The organism is Duganella sp. GW821-FHT07F09, assembly GCF_059418705.1.
Genome location: NZ_JBWKQJ010000003.1, coordinates 231,845 through 250,943, shown reverse-complemented (window position 1 = coordinate 250,943; position 19,099 = coordinate 231,845). Strand labels below are relative to the sequence as shown.

General features: G+C 65.3%; 14 protein-coding genes. 10 read left to right on the top strand and 4 right to left on the bottom strand.

Going from position 1 to position 19,099, the window contains the following annotated elements; genetic code table 11:
- Nucleotides 1-28: 28 nt before the first annotated feature.
- The 3 genes from AC07P1_RS09670 to AC07P1_RS09660 form a co-directional block, all read right to left on the bottom strand.
- Nucleotides 29-841, bottom strand: a complete 813-nt coding sequence (locus tag AC07P1_RS09670) for a MipA/OmpV family protein (protein WP_494695586.1) — start codon at nt 839-841, stop codon at nt 29-31.
- 83 nt (nt 842-924) lie between these two features.
- Entirely contained in the window at nt 925-2,106 is a 1,182-nt protein-coding gene (locus tag AC07P1_RS09665; RefSeq protein WP_494695585.1) for a fumarylacetoacetate hydrolase family protein, read from the bottom strand.
- Nucleotides 2,107-2,204: 98 nt separating this feature from the next.
- Entirely contained in the window at nt 2,205-3,086 is an 882-nt protein-coding gene (locus tag AC07P1_RS09660) for a MipA/OmpV family protein (RefSeq protein WP_494695584.1), read from the bottom strand.
- Between the two features lie 155 nt (nt 3,087-3,241).
- On the opposite strand from AC07P1_RS09660, the gene AC07P1_RS09655 reads away from it, so the two are divergent.
- From AC07P1_RS09655 to AC07P1_RS09635, 5 genes are all read left to right on the top strand, one after another.
- Nucleotides 3,242-3,979: a 4'-phosphopantetheinyl transferase family protein gene (locus AC07P1_RS09655; protein WP_494695583.1), complete on the top strand. Its 738-nt coding sequence runs from the start codon at nt 3,242-3,244 to the stop codon at nt 3,977-3,979.
- 131 nt (nt 3,980-4,110) lie between these two features.
- Nucleotides 4,111-5,409, top strand: coding sequence for an MFS family transporter (locus tag AC07P1_RS09650; protein ID WP_494695582.1), 1,299 nt, complete (start codon nt 4,111-4,113; stop codon nt 5,407-5,409).
- A gap of 109 nt (nt 5,410-5,518) precedes the next feature.
- Complete coding sequence (locus AC07P1_RS09645) at nt 5,519-6,391, top strand: RNA polymerase sigma-70 factor (protein WP_494695581.1); 873 nt, start codon at nt 5,519-5,521, stop codon at nt 6,389-6,391.
- A gap of 200 nt (nt 6,392-6,591) precedes the next feature.
- A complete protein-coding gene (locus AC07P1_RS09640; protein ID WP_494695580.1) occupies nt 6,592-9,504 on the top strand; it encodes a patatin-like phospholipase family protein in 2,913 nt (970 codons plus the stop codon).
- 122 nt (nt 9,505-9,626) lie between these two features.
- A complete protein-coding gene (locus tag AC07P1_RS09635) occupies nt 9,627-10,100 on the top strand; it encodes a carboxymuconolactone decarboxylase family protein (RefSeq protein ID WP_494695579.1) in 474 nt (157 codons plus the stop codon).
- Nucleotides 10,101-10,107: 7 nt separating this feature from the next.
- On the opposite strand, the gene AC07P1_RS09630 is transcribed toward AC07P1_RS09635, so the two are convergent.
- The gene (locus AC07P1_RS09630) at nt 10,108-11,565 is read right to left on the bottom strand and encodes a right-handed parallel beta-helix repeat-containing protein (RefSeq protein WP_494695578.1); all 1,458 of its coding nucleotides are present in this window, start codon (nt 11,563-11,565) and stop codon (nt 10,108-10,110) included.
- 243 nt (nt 11,566-11,808) lie between these two features.
- Here AC07P1_RS09630 and AC07P1_RS09625 point away from each other — a divergent pair, with 243 nt between their 5' ends.
- From AC07P1_RS09625 to AC07P1_RS09605, 5 genes are read left to right on the top strand one after another with little or no spacing between them, the layout of a single operon-like run.
- A complete protein-coding gene (locus AC07P1_RS09625) occupies nt 11,809-14,598 on the top strand; it encodes a TonB-dependent receptor (protein WP_494695577.1) in 2,790 nt (929 codons plus the stop codon).
- A 2-nt stretch (nt 14,599-14,600) separates the two neighbouring features.
- The gene (locus tag AC07P1_RS09620) at nt 14,601-15,521 is read left to right on the top strand and encodes an EamA family transporter (RefSeq protein WP_494695576.1); all 921 of its coding nucleotides are present in this window, start codon (nt 14,601-14,603) and stop codon (nt 15,519-15,521) included.
- Between the two features lie 25 nt (nt 15,522-15,546).
- On the top strand, nt 15,547-16,848 hold the full coding sequence (locus tag AC07P1_RS09615; protein WP_494695575.1) for a D-tagatose-bisphosphate aldolase, class II, non-catalytic subunit: 1,302 nt from the start codon (nt 15,547-15,549) through the stop codon (nt 16,846-16,848).
- Nucleotides 16,842-18,032, top strand: a complete 1,191-nt coding sequence (locus AC07P1_RS09610; protein WP_494695574.1) for an SIS domain-containing protein — start codon at nt 16,842-16,844, stop codon at nt 18,030-18,032. The genes AC07P1_RS09615 and AC07P1_RS09610 overlap by 7 nt, the downstream gene beginning before the upstream one ends.
- Nucleotides 18,016-18,996: an N-acetylglucosamine kinase gene (locus AC07P1_RS09605; protein ID WP_494695573.1), complete on the top strand. Its 981-nt coding sequence runs from the start codon at nt 18,016-18,018 to the stop codon at nt 18,994-18,996. The genes AC07P1_RS09610 and AC07P1_RS09605 overlap by 17 nt, the downstream gene beginning before the upstream one ends.
- Nucleotides 18,997-19,099: the final 103 nt, after the last annotated feature.

Here is a 19,099-nt window from a genome sequence, read left to right as displayed (position 1 = left end):
TTCTACAGTCAGCGGTCGCGGCGGGCGATCAGAAGCCGCGCGAGACGCCGATGAAGGCCGACACCACGCCATCGGTGTCCTTCTCGACCAGCGGGCTGTCGGCCAGTTTGCCGGGCAGGCGCTTATACGATACGTTGCCGATGAAGACCCAGCGTTGGGCGAACGGCCGCACCACGTCGATACCGATGCGCGCCACGGTGGCGCTGCCGGGGCGGTAATCGACCACGCCGCGCGCCACTTCCTCCGGCAGCGTGCCGAAGTAGTAGTTCGCCAGCTTCTTCGACAGGTGCGACACGCCGATGGTGGGTGTGATCCTGGTGCGCCCCCAGTGCACCGGATAGCCATACTTCAGGCTGGCCTCGTAACCTTTGCTGGCGCTGGTGATGTCACCCTTGACGCCGAGTTCCAACTGCCCCGCCGCGCCGCGCCAGCCGCCCGCCAGGCCGAGATCGGCCCCGTCGTCGCGGTTCCCCAGCAGCGAGCGGTCGATGCCGCGCGCGGCCAGCTCCGTGCGCCCGAAGTCGTCCCGGTCTATGCCGTCGAGGCGGGCGGATAGTGTCGCGTCGAGCGTGAAGGCGCCGCTGCGCAGCAGGTGGGCGCCGCCGGAGATGCCGCGCCAGAAGAAGCGCTCGCCCTCGTAGGAGACCAGCGGGAACGGCGTCACGCGGGTGCCCTCGCCGGCATAGACGCTGTCCGATACCGCCGCGCCGACGCCGAGGCCCCAGCGCGGCGCCTGCGGGTTGGCTGACTGGGATGACTGCCCCGCGGCGCCCGCGTTTTGGGCGATCGCTACGGTGGATACGGCGCAGAGGACGGCAAACAACAATAAAGAAGGTTTCATGGAAGTACCTGGCAAGTTATGGGCGGCACCAGCGCCGCCCTTAAGATGAATATTACGGCGGGCATGTCGTCGAAATGTCGTTCTCACCGGCCTCCCACTGCGGCCGCGACCACCTTGGTGTCTATCGTCCCGAGATAATTGCTGCCGTAGACCACCTTGTCCCCGGGTTGCAGGTAGATCCGTTTCTTGATCTCGTCCTTCACGTAGCGATCCAGCGCCGCCAGCTGCTCGGGACGTCCGTTTGCCTGCATCACGCTTTTCATGACGGCCGCGCCAGGCTTCTTGAACACGACGCCGTCGCCCGTGCCGGTGAGCACCGCGCTGCCGGTGTCGATGGCGGTCCGGCCAACCATGGCGATACGTCCGTCCTTAAACAGCCACGTGCGGGTTTGCGCGCCCTCCAGGGTCTCGCCCACGATGGCGCGCAGGTCTTTGAGCATGTCGCCGGCTTGCGCGTACTGCCGGCGCCCGCCGTTGACATAGGTGGCGATGTCGACCTCCTTCAGGAACGACTTCCAGTCGCGCGGAACCACCAGGAAGGCGCCGACGGGGAAACGATCGGATCCGCTTTTAGCGTCCGGAAAGCCATCGCCCGAACCCACATCCCGCAAGTTGAGCTTTTTGACCAGGGTCGCGCGGTCGCTGAAATCCCCGCATAGGAACAAGCCTTTGCGCGCCGCATCGAAATCCGCCACGGAACGCAGTTCGCGGTCGAAACGGGCGCACACCTCGACTTCGTAGTCCAGCAGGCCGCCCGGGTCGGCCACGATCGTCGAGCGCGGGCCAGTGGCGGCTGATATTTTGGGAAACAGGAAGGCTTGCTCATGGCCGACTTCCTCGCCGTGCGCCGGATAGTTGGTGCCGGCCGCGATATGCGCCACACCACGCGGCCCGACGCCGATCAAGCGGCCGACGGCATAGGTTCGGACGCGCCGCGACTGTCCAGCCAGGCCGGCCAGCGCGGCGTTGTCGAAACGGCCGATGACATCGAAAGCATCAACGCTGTAGAGTTCGGATATTTCGCTCAGGTCGATCGCGGAGACGGTGCCGCCGGCGAGCGCGGTCACCAGCAAGGTGCTGGTCTTGTCGCCATGGCGCACCTGGGCGAATGTGTGCGCCTTGTCCATCGGCGCCAGGCCGGGGGCCGGCCAGGCGGCCGCGCGGGGTTGGGAAGGCTGGGCCGTTTGGCCCTGGGCTGCGGTCGACGCCAGCAGCGCGGTCAGCACGGCGCATGCGGCCGGGAAAGCGGTTCGATTACGGAACATGGTTTGCTTTGGTGGTTAAGGGAGACGCCATCGTAGCGAGACCATGTCGCCCAAATGTCGTCGCCCATAATCCCCCCGGCGTCAGGCTCCGGCCACGCTTATTCCCACGCCCGCGCCGCCGAGCGGTGTATCGTCCACGTGAAGCCGGCGCCGACCGACAGGCCGCTGTTGCGCAAGAACAGTGGGCTCTCGCGGTTGCTCGCGTGGCTGTAATTGTCGTAGCGGGTGAAGCCGAACACGCGCCAGTCCGGCGACAAGCGGCGCGACAGGCTCAAGCCCAGCCGGGTCATCAGCAAGCCGCCCGACGCCTCGTAGGCCGGGCGGGTCGCCGTCGCGTACCGCGGCTCGACCCCATAGAAATACTGATGCAGGCGGGCGTTGCCGAACACCGCGCCGACATTGGCGTCGGCCTGCCACTTGCCGGTGCCGTCGCCGGCCTCGAACACCACGCGCGGTTCAAACACCAGGCCCTGGCGCTTAAAACCGCTTTTGAGCTCGACCGGCACCCGCAGCGGCAGCTCCAGCCGCACTCGGCTGGTCGCCGTGGGCTCGGCCAGCATCACCTTCAGGCGCGGACCGAACTCCAGCAGCGAACGCAGATCCGGCATGCCGGCGCGGACGGCGACGTCGTCGGAGCGGGCCGGCAGCGACAGCGCGAAACCAACATCGAGTTCGACCCGCTCGGTGTTGATCAGGCGCGCGCCGATGCCGGAGCGGTCGGCGCGCAGCACCTTGCCGCGATAGATCACCATCGGCAGCACCAGAGCGCGGGTGGAACGGTCTTCGGAGCCGGGATAGGCCGGCGTGGAGGCGGCGCCGCCGAAGAGGCCGACCTCCCACAACGGCAAGTCGGGGTCCGGCGTCGGCGCCAACTGCTGGGCGGCGGCCGGCGCCGTCAGCGCCAGCATGGCCAGCGACGCCAGCGACGCCAGCGACGCCAGCGACGCCAGCGCGATACTCGCCCGAAAGCGCAGCGTCATGGTTGTACTCCGAGAGGGTTTCGATACATGGGATTCCTTGACCGTCATGCGGTGATATGAAAACGAACACGATACCATGCCCTTCCCTCCACCGGCAGTGCTTGTCCTCCGGTAATCCGGTAAGATGGCGGCACCGACCGCCGAGGTTGATTTTAATGAGCGTGATATTGCAAGAGCATGTGTATTTACTGGATTGGCCGGTCGATGGCGCGACAACGCTCCCCGTGGCCTGCATCCGCTTCCAGCCGGCGCCGATCGACGCGGATAGCTTCCGTTCAGCCGGCATCGACTGCCCTGCCCACATCGCCGCCGCCGTGCCCAAGCGACAGCGGGAGTTCTTCTATGGCCGCTTGTGCGCTAGATCGGCGATGGAGCCGCTGCGCCGGGCCTTCCCCCAGATCGGCACGGGCCCGATGCGCGAACCGCTGTGGCCGGCCGATCTCATCGGCAGCATCACCCACGCGTCCGACATGGCGGCGGCGGTGGTCCTGCCGGTCTCCATGGGCTATCGGGGCGTGGGCATCGATATCGAGAACATCCTCGGCGGCCAGGGCGCGCAGGAGGTGCGCGCCATCGTGGCCAACGACGGCGAACTGCGCTATCTCACCCAATTTGAAGACAGGCTCGGTCCCAACGTTCCCCTGACCCTGGTTTTTTCCGCCAAGGAAAGCTTCTTCAAAGCGGTGCACGGCGAGGTGCAACGCTACTTCAACTTCGACGCCATCGAGCTCGAACACATCGATTTGTCCGCCCAAAGCATGCGCTTCCGCGTGTGCGAAGACCTGACGCCCCGCTTGCGACGCGGAGTTAGCTGCGAAATCCTCTTCCAGATAATCGACGCGGCGCACATCGCCACTTTATGCCTCTGGCGGCGCGGGATCGAAGGCGCGTAGCCAGGACGGGCCGGATTCAACCTAACGCGCCAGCGATTTCAGCTGGGATACTTTACAATCGCAACCCATATTGCGGCCCCATCCATATTGCGCCGCGATGAAAGTATCCAACTATCTAGCAAGGAACCCACATGGCCGCCACTGACCAACCCCACTACACCGCCGAAGAAAAACGCAAGCGGGTATTCGCCATCATCAGCGCATCTTCCGGCAATCTGGTCGAATGGTTCGACTTCTATGTCTACTCGTTCGCATCGATCTACTTCGCCAGCCAGTTCTTCCCCAGCGGCGACTCCACCGCCGAATTCCTGAAAGCGGCCGCCGTCTTCGCGGTGGGCTTCCTGATGCGACCGATCGGCGGCTGGATGTTCGGCCGCATCGCCGACCGGGTCGGCCGCAAGAAGTCGATGGTCATCTCCGTGCTGATGATGTGCGGCGGCTCGCTGGCGATCGCGGTGCTGCCGACCTACGCCACCATCGGCGTCGCCGCGCCTATCCTGCTGCTGATCATCCGCATGTTCCAGGGCCTGTCCGTGGGCGGCGAGTACGGCACCACCGCCACCTACATGAGCGAAGTGGCGCTGCGCGGCCAGCGCGGCTTCTTCTCCTCGTTCCAGTACGTGACCCTGATCGGCGGCCAGCTGCTGGCGGTGTTGACCGTGGTGGTGCTGGAGCAGTTCCTCACTGAAGCTGAACTCAAGGCCTGGGGCTGGCGCATCCCGTTCGTGATCGGCGCCATCGCCGCCGTGGTCTCGCTGATGCTGCGCCGGACCTTGCACGAAACCATCAAGCCGGAAGACAGCAAGAACAAGGATGCCGGCACCCTGGCGGGCATCTTCAAGAACCACCGTGCCGCCTTCATCACCGTGCTCGGCTACACCGCCGGCGGTTCGCTGATCTTCTACACCTTCACCACCTACATGCAAAAGTATCTGGTCAACACCTCCGGCATGCCCGCCAAGACGGCCAGCGTGGTCATGACGGGGGCGTTGTTCCTGTATATGTGCATGCAACCGCTGTTCGGCATGCTGGCCGACCGCATCGGCCGCCGGCATTCGATGATGCTGTTCGGCGCGTTGGGGGCGCTGGCGACCTACCCGATCCTCGCCATCCTTCGCGGCAACACCAGTCCCTACATCGCCTTCGCGCTGATCACCGTGGCCTTGGCGATCATCAGCCTGTATACCTCGATCGGCGGCCTGGTGAAGGCCGAGATGTTCCCGCCGGAAGTACGCGCTTTGGGTGTCGGATTTTCCTACGCCATCGCCAACGCCATCTTCGGCGGCTCGGCGGAATTCGTCGGCCTGACGTTCAAGAACCTGGGCCACGAGAACTGGTTCTTCATCTATGTCACGGTGATGATGGTGATCGCCTTCTTGTTCAGCACGCGCCTGCCCAAAACGCCGTCGTATCTGCATACGGATCACTGAGAGACGGCGCTCCCGGGCCATTCCGGGCGGGGGCGCCAGTTGAGGTAGGATGTCACAAAACGCGCCATTCGCGCGTCTAGCAGGGAAGACCACTCCATTTGTAGACGCCATGACCGACTCCGCCACCTTCACCGCCCTCCGACCGCGCCTGTTCTCCATCGCCTACCGCATGCTCGGCGTGCGCGCCGATGCCGAGGACGTGGTGCAGGACGCCTGGCTGCGCTGGCACGGCAGCGACCAGTTGGTCGTGCAGTCGGCCGAGGCCTGGCTGGTCACCCTCACCACCCGCCTGGCCATCGACCGCCTGCGCGCGCGCCAGGCCGAGCGAGAAACTTATGTCGGCTGGTGGCTGCCCGAGCCAATCGTCGAGCTTGACGAGCGCACGCCCGAAAGCAGCGCCGAAATGGCCAGCGAGGTATCCATGGCCTTTTTGTGGGTGCTCGAACGCCTGTCCCCCGAGGAGCGCGCCGCCTTCCTGATGCGGCAAGTGTTCGACCACGACTACGCGGACATCGCCGACATGCTGGGCAAGAGCGAGGCCGCCTGCCGGCAGATGGTACACCGCGCCCAGGAGCGCGTGCGGCAGCAAACGCCCCGCTTCGACGTGCCCAAAGACACGCACCGCGCCCTGCTGGGACGCTTCATGGCCGCCGCCCAGGCCGGCGACCGCGCGGCCATGAAGACCATGATGGCCGACGACGTGCAATTGGTGGCCGACGGCGGCGGCAAGATCAAATCGTTCCTGCGCATCCTGCGCGGCGCCGGCCGGGTGGCGGGCGTGTTCTGGTCGCTGGAGCACCAGTATCCCCACAACGTCGCCTACCGCCAAGCCAGGGTCAACGGTGAGCCGGGATTGCTGCGCTACGTCGAAGGCAAGCTGGAGTCGGCGCAATCCTTCGTCATCGAGGACGGCCGCATCGCCGCCGTGCTGGTGGTGCGCAATCCGGACAAGCTGGCGGGCATTCCGCAAACCATTTTCTGAAAGTCGGCACGGGCGGCGGCGAACCGTTCATGCTTTCGCCAACCCTTAAAAATATCACAATTACAATTTTTACGGCATATATCTTCACAATTACAACAGTTATATTTTTTATATCATAAGGCGTTTTTGTTTCATCCTGCGGGCGTATGCTTATCATGCAAGCGGCTTCAACGACTTGAGAAAAATCAAGGGGAGATGTCATGGCTGATCAACAAACGCCGCACACGTTCGCCGAGGTGTTCGCCCACGAACAAGCGCTATTCACGCCGGCACCCTCATCGGCCACGGCGGCGGCCGACGGACAGCCCAAGGCGGCCATGTTGTCGTCGCTCTACGACAAGGCGGCCGAGCGGCAGTTCGCCGGACTGGCCCTGTCCGGTGGAGGCATCCGCAGCGCGACGTTCAATCTCGGCGTCCTGCAGGCGTTGGCGGACCTGGGCTTGCTGAGCAAATTCGACTACCTCTCCACCGTGTCGGGCGGCGGCTACATCGGCGGCTGGCTGAGCAAATGGATACATGGCGAGCCGGGCGGCGTGGCTGAAGTGGAAAAGCAACTGCGCAGCGCCGGCGACGGTCCCGCGCCCCGCTCGGAGCCGCCGGAAGTGCAATTCCTGCGCAAATACAGCAACTACCTGACGCCCAAAAGCGGCCTGTTCACCGCCGACACCTGGACGCTGATCTGCACCTATGTGCGCAACACTCTGCTCAACATGACCATGCTGGTGACCTGGATGGCGCTGCTGTTCCTGCTGCCGCGCGTGATGCTGCTGGTGGTCGACGGGCTCCGCGACCATCAGCGCGCCGTCGTCCTGCCGCTGAGCGCGCTCATTTTCCTGCTATGCGTCTCCAGCATGGCATTGAATATCTCGCTCAAGGGGCCGGTGCTGCAAACCTATGGCTGGCTGCAAGACCAGAAGTGGGTGCTGCGCAGCGTCTGCTACCCGCTGATGATCGCCGCCTTCCTCGGCAGCATCGCCTTCGTCCAGTACCGCGACGAAATGATCCGCTACCTGGACGAGCTCACCTTTCCATCCCGCGAGGCCGCCTACCTGCTGTTGCCGGGCCTCGTGTACTCGCTGTTCTGGGGCGGCGGCTGGCTGCTGGCGCAACTTTTGAACCGGCGCGCGGCGCTGGCGCCGGACGCCCCGAGACGCTGGCGCTTTTCGCCGGGCGCGTGGCGCCAGACCGGCTCCGAGGCGCTGGGCCACGCCCTGTGCGCCGTCGGCGCGCTGGCGGTTGGCACCCTGCTGACGGTGTGGTTGTGTAAAAGCCTGGGCGCCACCGCCTTGAGCGGTTTGATCAACGTCCACCTGGTGACGCTGGGAATGCCGGCCATGCTGTGCGTCTTCGGCGTGACGATGACCTTGATGATCGGGCTGATCGGCCGCCTCTACAGCGACGCCAGCCGCGAATGGTGGGCCCGCCAGGGTGCCTGGACCGTGATCATGGCGGTGGCCTGGCTGGTGGTGTGCTGCGCCACGTTCTATCTGCCGCCGCTGCTGGCCTGGGCGTTCGACCGGTACGCCACGTCGGCGTCGCTGGCCGCCGGCTTCACCACCCTGGTCACCTACCTCGGCTTGCGCTCGGGCAGCGGCAAGGGGACCGGCCAACCGGGCAAAACCGGCAAGCTGGAACTGGTGGCCCAACTGGCGCCCTACGCGTTCAGCCTGCTGTTTCTCGGCCTGCTCACCACCGGCTTGCTGACGCTGATCGCCGGCGGCCTGCCACCCGTCACGTATCCACCGTTTTTCGACACCGCGGCGGTCCTGCCGCTCTTCTTCGAGCGCTACCTGATGCTCAGCGATAACCTGGCCTGGCGCGACATCCTGCCAACCATGGCCGCCTGTGCGCTGGCGGCCTTGCTGCTGGGCTGGCGGGTCGACATCAATAAATTTTCGCTTTATATGATGTACCGGCTGCGCCTGGCCCGCGCCTATTTCGGCGCCAGCAACACCGCCCGACTGCCCCATCCCTTCACCGGGTTCGATCCCGGCGACGACCTGCCGCTGAAGGACTTGCTGCATCCGCGTCCGCCGCCGGGTGAGCCGTTGCGGGCCGGGCCGGTGCCCCGGCCCTACCACCTGTTCAATAGCGCGGTCAACCTGGTGCAAGGCACGGAACTGGCGTGGCAGACCCGCAAGGCCGCCAACTTTGTTTTCAGCCCGGCTTTTTGCGGCTTCGAACTGCCGGCCGCGAACGGCGCGGCCGGCGGCTTTCGCCCCACCGCCGCCTACGCCACGCACAGCGCCTTCGGTGACGACCACGACAACGGCATCAAACTGGGCACCGCCGTCGCGATCTCCGGCGCGGCCGCCAGCCCCAACATGGGCTACCACTCGTCGCCGCCGCTAAGCTTCCTGATGACGCTGTTCAATCTGCGCCTTGGACGCTGGTCGCCCAATCCCGCCCAAGCCAACTGGCAGCGCGCCTCGCCGGCGTTCGGCCTGTTTTGCATCGTCAAGGAACTGTTCGGCCTGACCAACGCGGAATCCGACTTCGTCTACCTGTCGGACGGCGGCCATTTTGAAAACCTCGGCTTATACGAGCTGGTGCGGCGCCGCTGCCAACTGATCGTTGTGGTCGACGCCAGCTGCGACAACGACGACCGCTTCGAGGACCTTGGCAACGCCATCCGCAAATGCCTGACCGACTTCAACGTGCCAATCACGCTGGACGTGGCCAAACTGCCCGGCGCGGCCGGCGGCGCTCCGCGCGGCAGTTTTGTCAACGGCCGCATCCACTACCACCAGGCCGACGGCGGCAGCCATGAAGGCGTGCTGTTGTACCTGAAGCCGGCGCTGACCGGTGGCGAGAACGCCGACATTTTCAACTACAGCCGTTTGCATCCATCTTTTCCGCACGAAACGACAGCCGACCAGTGGTTCGACGAAAGCCAGTTCGACAGCTATCGCAGCCTGGGGCGGCATATCGCCACCCGGGCGCTGGGCCAGGCGGTGGCGGTGGCGGCCAGGGGCGGTTCGCGCGGCGACGAGCCAGGGTTCATCAGTCGGCTTAGCGATGCGTTGGCGACGCCGCGCCCGCCGCCTCGACGCGTGTCAACCCGACGCAAGGCGCCGGCAACGCGCGGCCGTGAGCGGACCGGTCCGCCATGAAGGCTCCCACAACGGTGCCGCAAAATATTTTCCAAAAGCTGTCACAGGCGGTACGGGCAGCCCGTCTAACAAGGTATGAGGGGCGCAATGGTGCGCCACCTACCCTTTGAAAGGACATCATCATGACGCAAACCGCCCGCATTTCCTCCTTCTACTCGGTCGCCCCGGCCAATCTGCAAGCCATGATCGCGCTGTCGGCGTCGGTCAAGAAAAGCTCGCTGGGCGTCCGCCTGGTCGAACTGGTCAATTTGCGCGTATCGCAGATCAACGGCTGCGGCGTCTGCATCGACATGCACTGGCGCGACCTGATCAAACAAGGCGCCGACCCGCGCCACCTGAACGCCATCGCCGGCTGGCGCGAGGCGCCGTCGTCGTTCTTCAGCGACAGCGAACGGGCGGCCCTCAACTGGGCCGAAGCCGTCAACGCGCTGCCCCACAAGCAGCCGACCGACGCCGATTTCGCCCAGCTCAAAGAACACTTCAACGAGACCGCGATTGCCGAACTGAGCTACGCAATCGCGGTGATCCGTGGTTGGAACGTGATCAACGCCAGTCTGCACAACCAAATCCCGGAGGTGCCGGCGCCAGGATTCTAAAGCCCGGTCAAGGCGCGGTGCCGTACTCGTCCGCGCCCAGATCGATCACGCCTTCCGCCCGCGCCTGGCCGTTGATGTCCTTGACGCCGTTGACCGGGATCGCGCCGGAAGGGAAATACGTCGCCCACAGCGGCGAGGTCCAGGTGGTCAGCGCGGCGCCGGCGTTGCCGACATTGATGGCAGGCGACGTCTGTTGAAGGTTCAGATTGCCGGTCTGCGGCGCGACGTAACGCGGATCGGCCTTGACCTGGGTGCCCGGCAGGTTGGTCGAGCCGGACGCACTGCCCCACCACAGATTGACGCCCCACACATTGCCGCTATAGCCGCTACCCTCTTGCACGTAGTTTTCCGCGATCGTGCCCTCGCCATAGAAGATGTTATTGCTGAAGCGCGAATCGATCACCTTGTATTGGAACACCACCTCCGTCCCCCAGCCCATGTTCTTGTAGAAGGAATTGTTGTTCACATGAATGCGGCGCGCCTGGCCCGCTCCCGACGAATAACCGCCCACCGACAAGCCGGCCTCGCGGTTGTTGTAGACGAAATTATTGGTCATCACGATGTCTTCGGTGGCCTTGCCGCTGTGCTCGCTCGCGAATTCAAAACCGATGTCGTTGCCGGTCGAGCTGTTGCGGTCGAAAATGATATTGCGTCCGCCATCCACATAGAAGCCGCCGGCCGAGCCCTCCCCGCCGTACCAAGGGTTGCTCGTGCTCGAATTGTTCTGAGCGACGTTGTTGCGCACCATGCCGTTGCGGACCCGGTCGTTCTCGCCGCAACCCGAGCACTCGCCCTCGTAGCCGATGAAATCGAAGCCGATATTGTTATTGTCGTGCACATTGTTGTTCAGCACCTCGAAACGGTCCACATTGCCGTTGATGACCAGCGCCTCGCTGGCCTGCAGCACGTTTTTATACACTTCGTTGCCTTGCACCAGCAGGTCGGTGACGCCGGTCGCGTTCGTGCCGAACACGGCCAGACCGTGGGCGCCGACCGAGCACGGGTCCTTGCAGGTGCTGGTGTTGCGGATATCGTGGATTTTGTTGTTGACAATCTGCAGCTTCGCCCCGTTCCCTTCGACCAGAATGCCGACCGGCGTATTGCTGCCGCTGGACGTGAACCCCGTCACGTCGAATCCTTCCACCCGCACATGGTTTGAATTCTTGATCGTGATCAGGCCCTGGCGGCCGGTCGGACTCAAGCCGCTGCCGCTGATGATGGCGCCGGGATCGCCTTTCAAGGTGATAAAGGCGCTCGCGGTGCCGGATTTGCCCGAGATTGACACCTTTTGCGCGTAAGTGCCGGGCAGCACCCGGATGGTATCGCCAGCGCCCGCCTGGTCCACGGCGGCCTGGATCGACTGGCCAGGGTTGACGGTCATGCTGGCGGCAAGCGCGGCGCCGACACAGGTTGACAGCAGAAGGCCGGCAACCACGTGGCGCGCGGCAGTTTTGACACAGTTCATAGGCGATTCTCCAATTAGGTTAGGCGACCGGCCATCTCATCCGGGGTCGCGAAAAGAATAGTAGTAAGCAAACAAAGAAAACACAAGTAACTTTCGAAACATTTCGCTTTACAACAAAAATGACTTTTCATGAGTCATTCGGCGATTACATCCACACTTATCGAAAGAATTCGAAAGTTCCTTGCATTTCCGATTTCGTTTTATTACTATCGGTTCCAGACAACAAAAAAACAGGAGAATGGCATGGATGGAGTAATCGGCAAGGGACTTCGGCGCAGCCTGATGGCGGTGGCGGTGGAGATGGCGTTGTGTGGCATCGCGCATGCCCAAACCCAACCGGCGGCGCCGGTCCAGGAGCAAGCCGGCGCGGCGCAGGAACCGCCGCCGGTCGTGGTCGTGACCGGCGCGCGCGCCGCGCTGGCCCGGTCGCTCGAATTGAAGCGCAACGCCGACGTGATCCAGGACTCGATCTCGGCGACGGAACTGGGCCGCTTCCCGGACGATAACGTGGCCGACTCGCTGACGCACATCTCCGGCATCTCGGTCTCGCGCACACGCGGCGGAGAAGGCCAGTACATCAATGTGCGCGGGCTGGGCTCGGGCTACAACATCGTCACCCTGAACAAGCGCATCCTCGCCACCGACGGCGACGGCCGCGACTTCGCCTTCGACGTGCTGCCGTCGGAGGTGATCAGCGGCGCCGACGTGATGAAATCGGCCGAGGCGGCCCAAATGGAAGGCAGCATCGGCGGCTCGGTCAACCTGCGCTCGGCGCGGCCGATGGACAATCCCGGCTACCACGCGTCGGTGCGCTTCGAGGGCGACCGCAACGACCTGTCGCGCAAGAACGGCGGCAAGCTCTCCGGCGTCGTCAGCAACACCTTCAACAACAACACCATGGGTGTGATCGTCGGCGCCGTGCTCTCCAAGCGCAACGTGCGCACCGATTCGCTCGGCTACCAGACCTTCAACGCCGACTCGCCGGGCAGCTTCGACGCCAATGGCGACGGCGCCATCGGCACCGGTGAAAGCAATCTGCTGGCGCCGTGCTGCATCTCCTTCGGTTCCATCTTCGAGGAAAAGAAACGCACAGCGCTGTCCGGCGCGTTCGAATGGAAGGTCACGCCGCAGTTGCGCATGACGGTCGACGCGCTGGCCACCCGCCTCGATTCCCCGCAGGTAGGCTACCAGCAGTCCTACTACGTCGAGCACGCGCCGGACCGCTGGTCCGACGTGGTCGTCAAGGACCGCCTGATCACCAGCATGACGGTGCGCGACCTGGTGCCCGAAATGAGCAACGTCACCACCGACCGCGTGGTCGACACCCGGCAGTTGGGCTGGCACGGCGACTGGAAACCCAGCCCCGCGCTCAAGCTGTCGGGAGACTTGTACCGCTCCACGTCGGAGCGCAATTCAGGCGGCAAGGATAGCTTCGTGGTAGCGGGCATTGGCGGACGCAACACCGGCTACTACCGCGCCAACAACGGCCGCCTGCCGGACATCCGCGTGACGCTCGAGGATGGCCGCGACCTCGCCACCGAGCTGGCCGCCGGCCGCCTGGGCAACAAGGACTACGGCGTCCACTTCGCCGGCCTGACCGGCACCGACATCAAGGACACCGTCGACGGCGCCACGCTCGACGGCCGCCTGTCGCTGGGCGGCGCCTGGCATGTCGACGGCCTGCAGTTCGGCGTCAGCGCCACCAACCGCAAGAAGGACCGCAACGCCATCGGCAACGAGAAAAGCGGCGGCGCCTGCCAGTACTGCAATATGTACTCGACCACCTTCTCGTCGCTGGGCGCCGACGTCGTCAGCCCGATGACCTTGCCGAACTATATGCGCAACGCCGGCGGCAGCTTCCCGGGCAGCTTCATGCGCTTCGACGTGCCGGCCTACTTCGCCGCGCTCAAGAGCCTGGACGGCAAGCCGGTCCTCGACGACAGCGGCAACCCGACAGGCGAAACCTTCGACGTCAGCAAATCGCAGCCGGTGTTCGTGCCGACCGATTCCTACTCGGTGCGAGAGAAGACCGCCACCCTGCACGGCCAGCTGGAACTGTCCGGCGAAAACTGGAGCGGCAACATCGGCGCGCGCCTGGTGCGCACCAAAACCAGCTCGCGCAGCGCGATCGACCAGATCGTCGCCATCGACGACGCCACGCCGGACATCCCGACCAGCAGCCCGATCGTCACCTACAGCCCGGCCGTGCCGGTGTCGCAGGACGGCAGCTACACCAAGCTGCTGCCATCGGCCAACCTCAGTTGGTGGGCGCGCGACGACTTCGTGGTGCGCGGCGCGCTGGCCAAAGTGATGGCCCGTCCCTCGCTCGACAAGCTGGCACCGACCCGCACCGACAACACGCTCGACCGCAGCTACATCCTCAACATCGTCGGCGATCCGAACCTGCAACCGACGACGGCCGTGCAGCAGGACCTGTCGGTCGAATGGTACTACCGTCCGAAATCTGCGATCACGGCGGCCGTCTTCGCCAAACAGATCAAGAATTTCGTCACCTACCAGACCGACGAGAAGGTCGACATCGGCGTTCCGGGCTACCTGTACACCGTCACACATCCGGTCAACGGCGACAAGGCCCGCGTGCGCGGCATGGAAATCGGCGTCCAGCACCTGTTCGACAACGGCTTCGGCATCAACGCCAAGTTCGCCAAGACGTGGACCAAGGCATACCAGGGCGGCGAATACGTCGGTCAGCTCGAAGGCGTGGCGCCGACCGCCTCGTCGATCGGCTTCCTGTATGAGAAGGGCGGCGTCAACGCCTCCATCTCGTTCGACTACACCGGCGAATACACGCAAAGCACCAATGTGATCGCCGGTTTCCCGAACAAGGTCGATTCGCTGACATGGATCACCGCCTCGGCCTCCTGGGACATCACGCCGAAAATCACGCTGTTCGTCGAAGGCAAGAACCTCGGCGACGCGGTCATGCGCTCCAACCTGGGCCGCGCCGACGCGCAGTACGGCTTCGAAACCTGGGGCCGCACCTACGCCGCCGGCATGAGCGTGAAGTTCTGAACATGACCTCTTCGATAACGATGACGAACAAAGTCGGCGCGCGTCCCACCGGCTGGCTCGGCTACGCGCTGACCACCACCTTGTTGTGGGGCGTGTGGGGCGCCTTCGCCGGCTTGCCGGGCCAGAACGGCTTTCCCGAGACTTTGATCTATGTGGTGTGGGCGCTGACGATGGTGCCGCCGGCGCTGCTGGTGCTGGCGCGGAATGGCTGGCGCGTGCGGCGCGACGGCCGCGCGGTCGCCTTCGGACTGACGATAGGCCTGCTCGGCGCGGGCGGACAGATGATCCTGTTCTACGCCGTCAAGGCCGGACCGACCTACCTGATCTTTCCGCTTATTTCGCTGTCGCCGGTGATCACCATCGCGCTGTCCTACCTGTTCCTGCGCGAGCGCACGGGCATGCTCGGTGTGGCCGGCATCGTCCTCGCGGTGTGCGCACTGCCGCTGTTCGACTTCACGCCGGGCGGCGCGCCACGGCAGTATGGCCTGTGGTTCGTGCTGGCCATCGGCGTGTTGCTGGCCTGGGGTTTGCAAGCCTACTTCATGAAACTGGCCAACGCCAGCATGGACGCCGAGAGCATCTTCTTCTACATGACCGCCAGCGCCCTGCTGTTCATTCCGGTGGCGCTGGCCATGACCGACTTCTCGCAGCCGATCAACTACGGCCCGAGCGGACCGCTGCTGGCCGCCGTCACGCAAATCCTCAACGCGGTGGGCGCCCTCACCCTGGTGCACGCCTTCCGGCACGGCAAGGCGCTGGTGGTGTCGCCGCTGGTCAATGCCGGCGCGCCGCTGCTGACCACCGTCATCGCCATGACCTTGGCGGCCACGCTGCCCAATGGTTACAAGCTGGCCGGCATCGCGCTGTCGCTGGCCGCCGCGCTATGCCTGGCGCTGCAGCCGGACGACAACCCAACCGCCTGAATACACAGACTTCAAGGAACTTGACATGCAATATCTTCTCAATCTGGTGCGGCGCCATAAGGCCGGCGAAGCGGCCGGCATCTATTCGGTGTGTTCGGCCCATCCGCTGGTGATCGAAGCGGCCATGGAAGTGGCGGCGGCCGCCGGCGAGCCGGTGCTGATCGAAGCCACCTCCAACCAGGTCAACCAGGATGGCGGCTACACCGGCATGACGCCCGCCACCTTCCGCGACTTCGTGCACGGCATCGCCGACAAGGTCGGCCTGGCGCGCGAACGCGTGCTGCTCGGCGGCGACCACCTGGGCCCGAACGCCTGGCAGGACCAGCCGGCGGACGACGCCATGGCGAAAGCCGAGCTGCTAATCGAACAATATGTGCTGGCAGGCTTCCGCAAGATCCATCTGGACTGCTCGATGTCCTGCGCCGGCGATCCGATGCCCCTGCCCGACGCCATCGTCGCCCGCCGCGCCGCGCGCCTGTGCGCGGTCGCCGAAACCGCCTGGAAGCAGGCCGGCGACGAGGCGCCGGTCTACATCGTCGGCACCGAAGTACCGGTTCCGGGAGGCGCGCATGAGGACCTCGACGAACTGGCGGTCACCACGCCGCAGGCCGCCGCCGCCACCAGTGCGGTGCACCGCGCAGCATTCGCCGAGGCCGGCCTGCACGCCGCGTGGCCGCGCGTGGTCGGCCTGGTGGTGCAGCCGGGCGTCGAGTTCGACCACCACAAGGTGATCGACTACCGCCCCGAGAAGGCGCGCGAATTGAGCCGCTTCATCGAGAGCGAATCCACGCTGGTCTACGAAGCCCATTCGACCGACTACCAAATCCGCGACAGCCTGGCCGCGCTGGTGCGCGACCACTTCGCCATCCTCAAGGTCGGCCCCGGCCTGACCTTCGCGCTGCGCGAAACGCTGTGGGCGCTGGCCGACATCGAGGAGGAAATGCTCGACGGCCGTCCCGGCTCGAACTTCAAGAACGTGGTGCTGGAGACCATGCGCGCCGAACCAGGCTACTGGCTCAAGTACTACGGCGATCCGGTGCGGGTCCGCTTCGACCAGCAGTACAGCCTGAGCGACCGGATTCGCTACTACTGGCCACATCCGGCGATCCAGCAGGCCCAGACGGCATTGATCGATTACCTGGAACACCACGCGCCGCCGCTGACCCTGCTGAGCCAATACCTGCCGGCCCAGTACGAGGCCGTGCGCGAAGGCCGCCTGCGCAACCGGCCGACCGACTTGCTCAAGGAGGGCGTAGCCAAAGTGCTGCGCCAATATATGGACGCCTGCACGGCAGGCGCCGCAACAAAGGAGTTGGAAACATGTTAGTAGTGGATAGTAAAACAAGCATCATCGGCATCGACGAAGACACGCTGGACGCGGCCGGCGCGGGCCTGACGGCGCGCGAAGTCGCACAACAAGGTCACGTCTGGCCGACGATCGCCGCGCTACTGAATAGCCGGCGCGCCGACATGCACGCCTTCCTCGCTCCGCTGCTGGCGCGGCCCGACCTGCGCATCGTGCTGACGGGCGCCGGCACCTCGGCCTTCATCGGCGAATGCTTAGTCCCCGCGTTGCTGCGCCAAGGCCTGCGCGCCGAGGCCGTGCCGACCACCGATCTGGTATCCGGTCCGCTGTCGTTCCTGCAACCGGCGGTGCCGACCCTGCTGGTCTCGTTCGGCCGCTCCGGCAGCAGCCCGGAAAGCGTGGCGGCGGTGGCGCTGGCCGACCAACTGGTCGCCGACGTGCATCATCTGGTCATCACCTGCAACGCCGACGGCGAACTGTATCGCATGGCCGGGGACCGCGCCAACGCGCTGGCGATCCTGCTGCCGGAGGCGACGCACGACCGTGGCTTCGCCATGACCACCAGCTTCACCTCGATGCTGCTGTCGGCCGCGCTGGCATTCGGCGCGGTCGCGGACGACGCCGTGCAAGCGCCCTCGGCCGCCGCGCGGCGACTGCTGCATAGCGCCCTGCCGCTGCTGAACGAGCTGGTGGCGCAGCGCTTCAACCGGGTCGTCTACCTCGGCAGCAACGAGTTGCGGGGGTTGGCGCGCGAGGCCGCGCTGAAACTGCTGGAACTGACCGACGGCCAGGTGGTGGCGCTGTTCGATTCGCCGCTGGGCTTCCGCCACGGGCCGAAGACCATCGTCAATGACCGCACGCTGGTGGTGGTCATGCTGTCGAACGACGCGCACGCGCGCCGCTACGACCTCGACCTGCTGCGCGAACTGCGCAACGACGGCCGCGCCGGCCGCGTCCTGGCGCTGAGCGGCGTCGCAGAAGCGACGCTGGGCGACGATTGCATGCCGCTGGAAGGCATGGACGGCGCCGGCGAACTGGCGCTGGCACTGCCGTATATCGTATTCTGCCAATGCTACGCGCTGCTGCAATCGCTCGACCTCGGCCTGCGGCCGGACACGCCCAGCGTCTCTGGCACGGTCAACCGCGTGGTGCGCGGCGTGACGATCTATCCATGTGAAGGAAAAAACGATGTTTCTGGGCGTTGACGGCGGCGGCACCAAGACCGCGTTCGCACTGGTGGACGCGGACGGCGACGTGCGTGCATGGCACGAGGAAGGCAGCGCCTACTACCTTGAAGTGGGGATGGACGGCGTCGCCGCGATGCTGGAGCGGGGCTGCCGCGCGCTGTTCGCCGCCGCCGGTGTGCAGGCCGGCGATATCGCGCAGGCGTTCTTCGGCCTGCCCGCCTATGGCGAGGACCGCGCCGTCCTGCCCGCGCTCGACGCACTGCCACGCGCCATTCTGGGCCACGACCGCTACCGTTGCGGCAACGACATGGTGTGCAGCTGGGCCGGCTCGCTGGCCTGCGCCGACGGCATCAGCGTCATCGCCGGCACCGGCTCGATGGCCTACGGCGAGGTCGCCGGCAGGCGGGCCCGCGCCGGCGGCTGGGGAGAATTGTTCAGCGACGAGGGTTCGGCGCACTGGATCGCCCGCGCCGGGCTGGCCTTGTTTTCGCGCATGAGCGATGGACGGGCGCCGCGCGGCGAGCTGTATGAATTGGTGCGCGAGCGACTGGCGCTGCGGGAAGACCTGGACCTGTGCGGCGTCGTCTATGGCGATCTGAAACGCGAACGCAGCGGGGTGGCGCGGTTGTCGAGGCTGGTGAGCGAGGCCGCAGCGCTGGGCGACCACCAGGCGGCAGCGATCATCGAGGCCGCCGCCGGCGAGCTGGCGGACCTGATCGATGCGGTGCGTGGCACGCTGGGGGTGGCGGACGATGTCAAGGTCGCGGTGTCGTTCACCGGCGGGCTGGTTGGCGCGGACGGACCGTTGCGGGTGCCGCTCACCAAGGCGCTGGAGGGTCGCGCGCGGCCATACCAGGTGGCGGCGCCGCTGTTCGCGCCGGTGATCGGCGCGGCGTTGTACGCCGCCCGCAACGCCGGCACGCCGCTCGATGCCATCGCGTTGCATCGTTTGTCCGGGTTGGCGCAGGTTGGCGCGGCGTGATTGGTCATGCATACGATATCGACGGCGCATAGATGGCCGATTACGGCGTTCCACCTAATCCGCCCTATGTCCATCGTGGTGCAGGCCAGCCGCTTAACTACGG

Excerpts from the sequence above, each read along its gene's own strand:
- AC07P1_RS09645 (WP_494695581.1), top strand. The coding sequence starts at position 5,519 with ATGACCGACTCCGCCACCTTCACCGCCCTCCGACCGCGCCTGTTCTCC.
- AC07P1_RS09615 (WP_494695575.1), top strand. The coding sequence starts at position 15,547 with ATGCAATATCTTCTCAATCTGGTGCGGCGCCATAAGGCCGGCGAAGCG.
- AC07P1_RS09620 (WP_494695576.1), top strand. The coding sequence starts at position 14,601 with ATGACCTCTTCGATAACGATGACGAACAAAGTCGGCGCGCGTCCCACC.
- AC07P1_RS09640 (WP_494695580.1), top strand. The coding sequence starts at position 6,592 with ATGGCTGATCAACAAACGCCGCACACGTTCGCCGAGGTGTTCGCCCAC.
- AC07P1_RS09670 (WP_494695586.1), bottom strand. The coding sequence starts at position 841 with ATGAAACCTTCTTTATTGTTGTTTGCCGTCCTCTGCGCCGTATCCACC.
- AC07P1_RS09635 (WP_494695579.1), top strand. The coding sequence starts at position 9,627 with ATGACGCAAACCGCCCGCATTTCCTCCTTCTACTCGGTCGCCCCGGCC.
- AC07P1_RS09605 (WP_494695573.1), top strand. The coding sequence starts at position 18,016 with ATGTTTCTGGGCGTTGACGGCGGCGGCACCAAGACCGCGTTCGCACTG.
- AC07P1_RS09625 (WP_494695577.1), top strand. The coding sequence starts at position 11,809 with ATGGATGGAGTAATCGGCAAGGGACTTCGGCGCAGCCTGATGGCGGTG.
- AC07P1_RS09655 (WP_494695583.1), top strand. The coding sequence starts at position 3,242 with ATGAGCGTGATATTGCAAGAGCATGTGTATTTACTGGATTGGCCGGTC.
- AC07P1_RS09660 (WP_494695584.1), bottom strand. The coding sequence starts at position 3,086 with ATGACGCTGCGCTTTCGGGCGAGTATCGCGCTGGCGTCGCTGGCGTCG.
- AC07P1_RS09665 (WP_494695585.1), bottom strand. The coding sequence starts at position 2,106 with ATGTTCCGTAATCGAACCGCTTTCCCGGCCGCATGCGCCGTGCTGACC.
- AC07P1_RS09610 (WP_494695574.1), top strand. The coding sequence starts at position 16,842 with ATGTTAGTAGTGGATAGTAAAACAAGCATCATCGGCATCGACGAAGAC.
- AC07P1_RS09630 (WP_494695578.1), bottom strand. The coding sequence starts at position 11,565 with ATGAACTGTGTCAAAACTGCCGCGCGCCACGTGGTTGCCGGCCTTCTG.
- AC07P1_RS09650 (WP_494695582.1), top strand. The coding sequence starts at position 4,111 with ATGGCCGCCACTGACCAACCCCACTACACCGCCGAAGAAAAACGCAAG.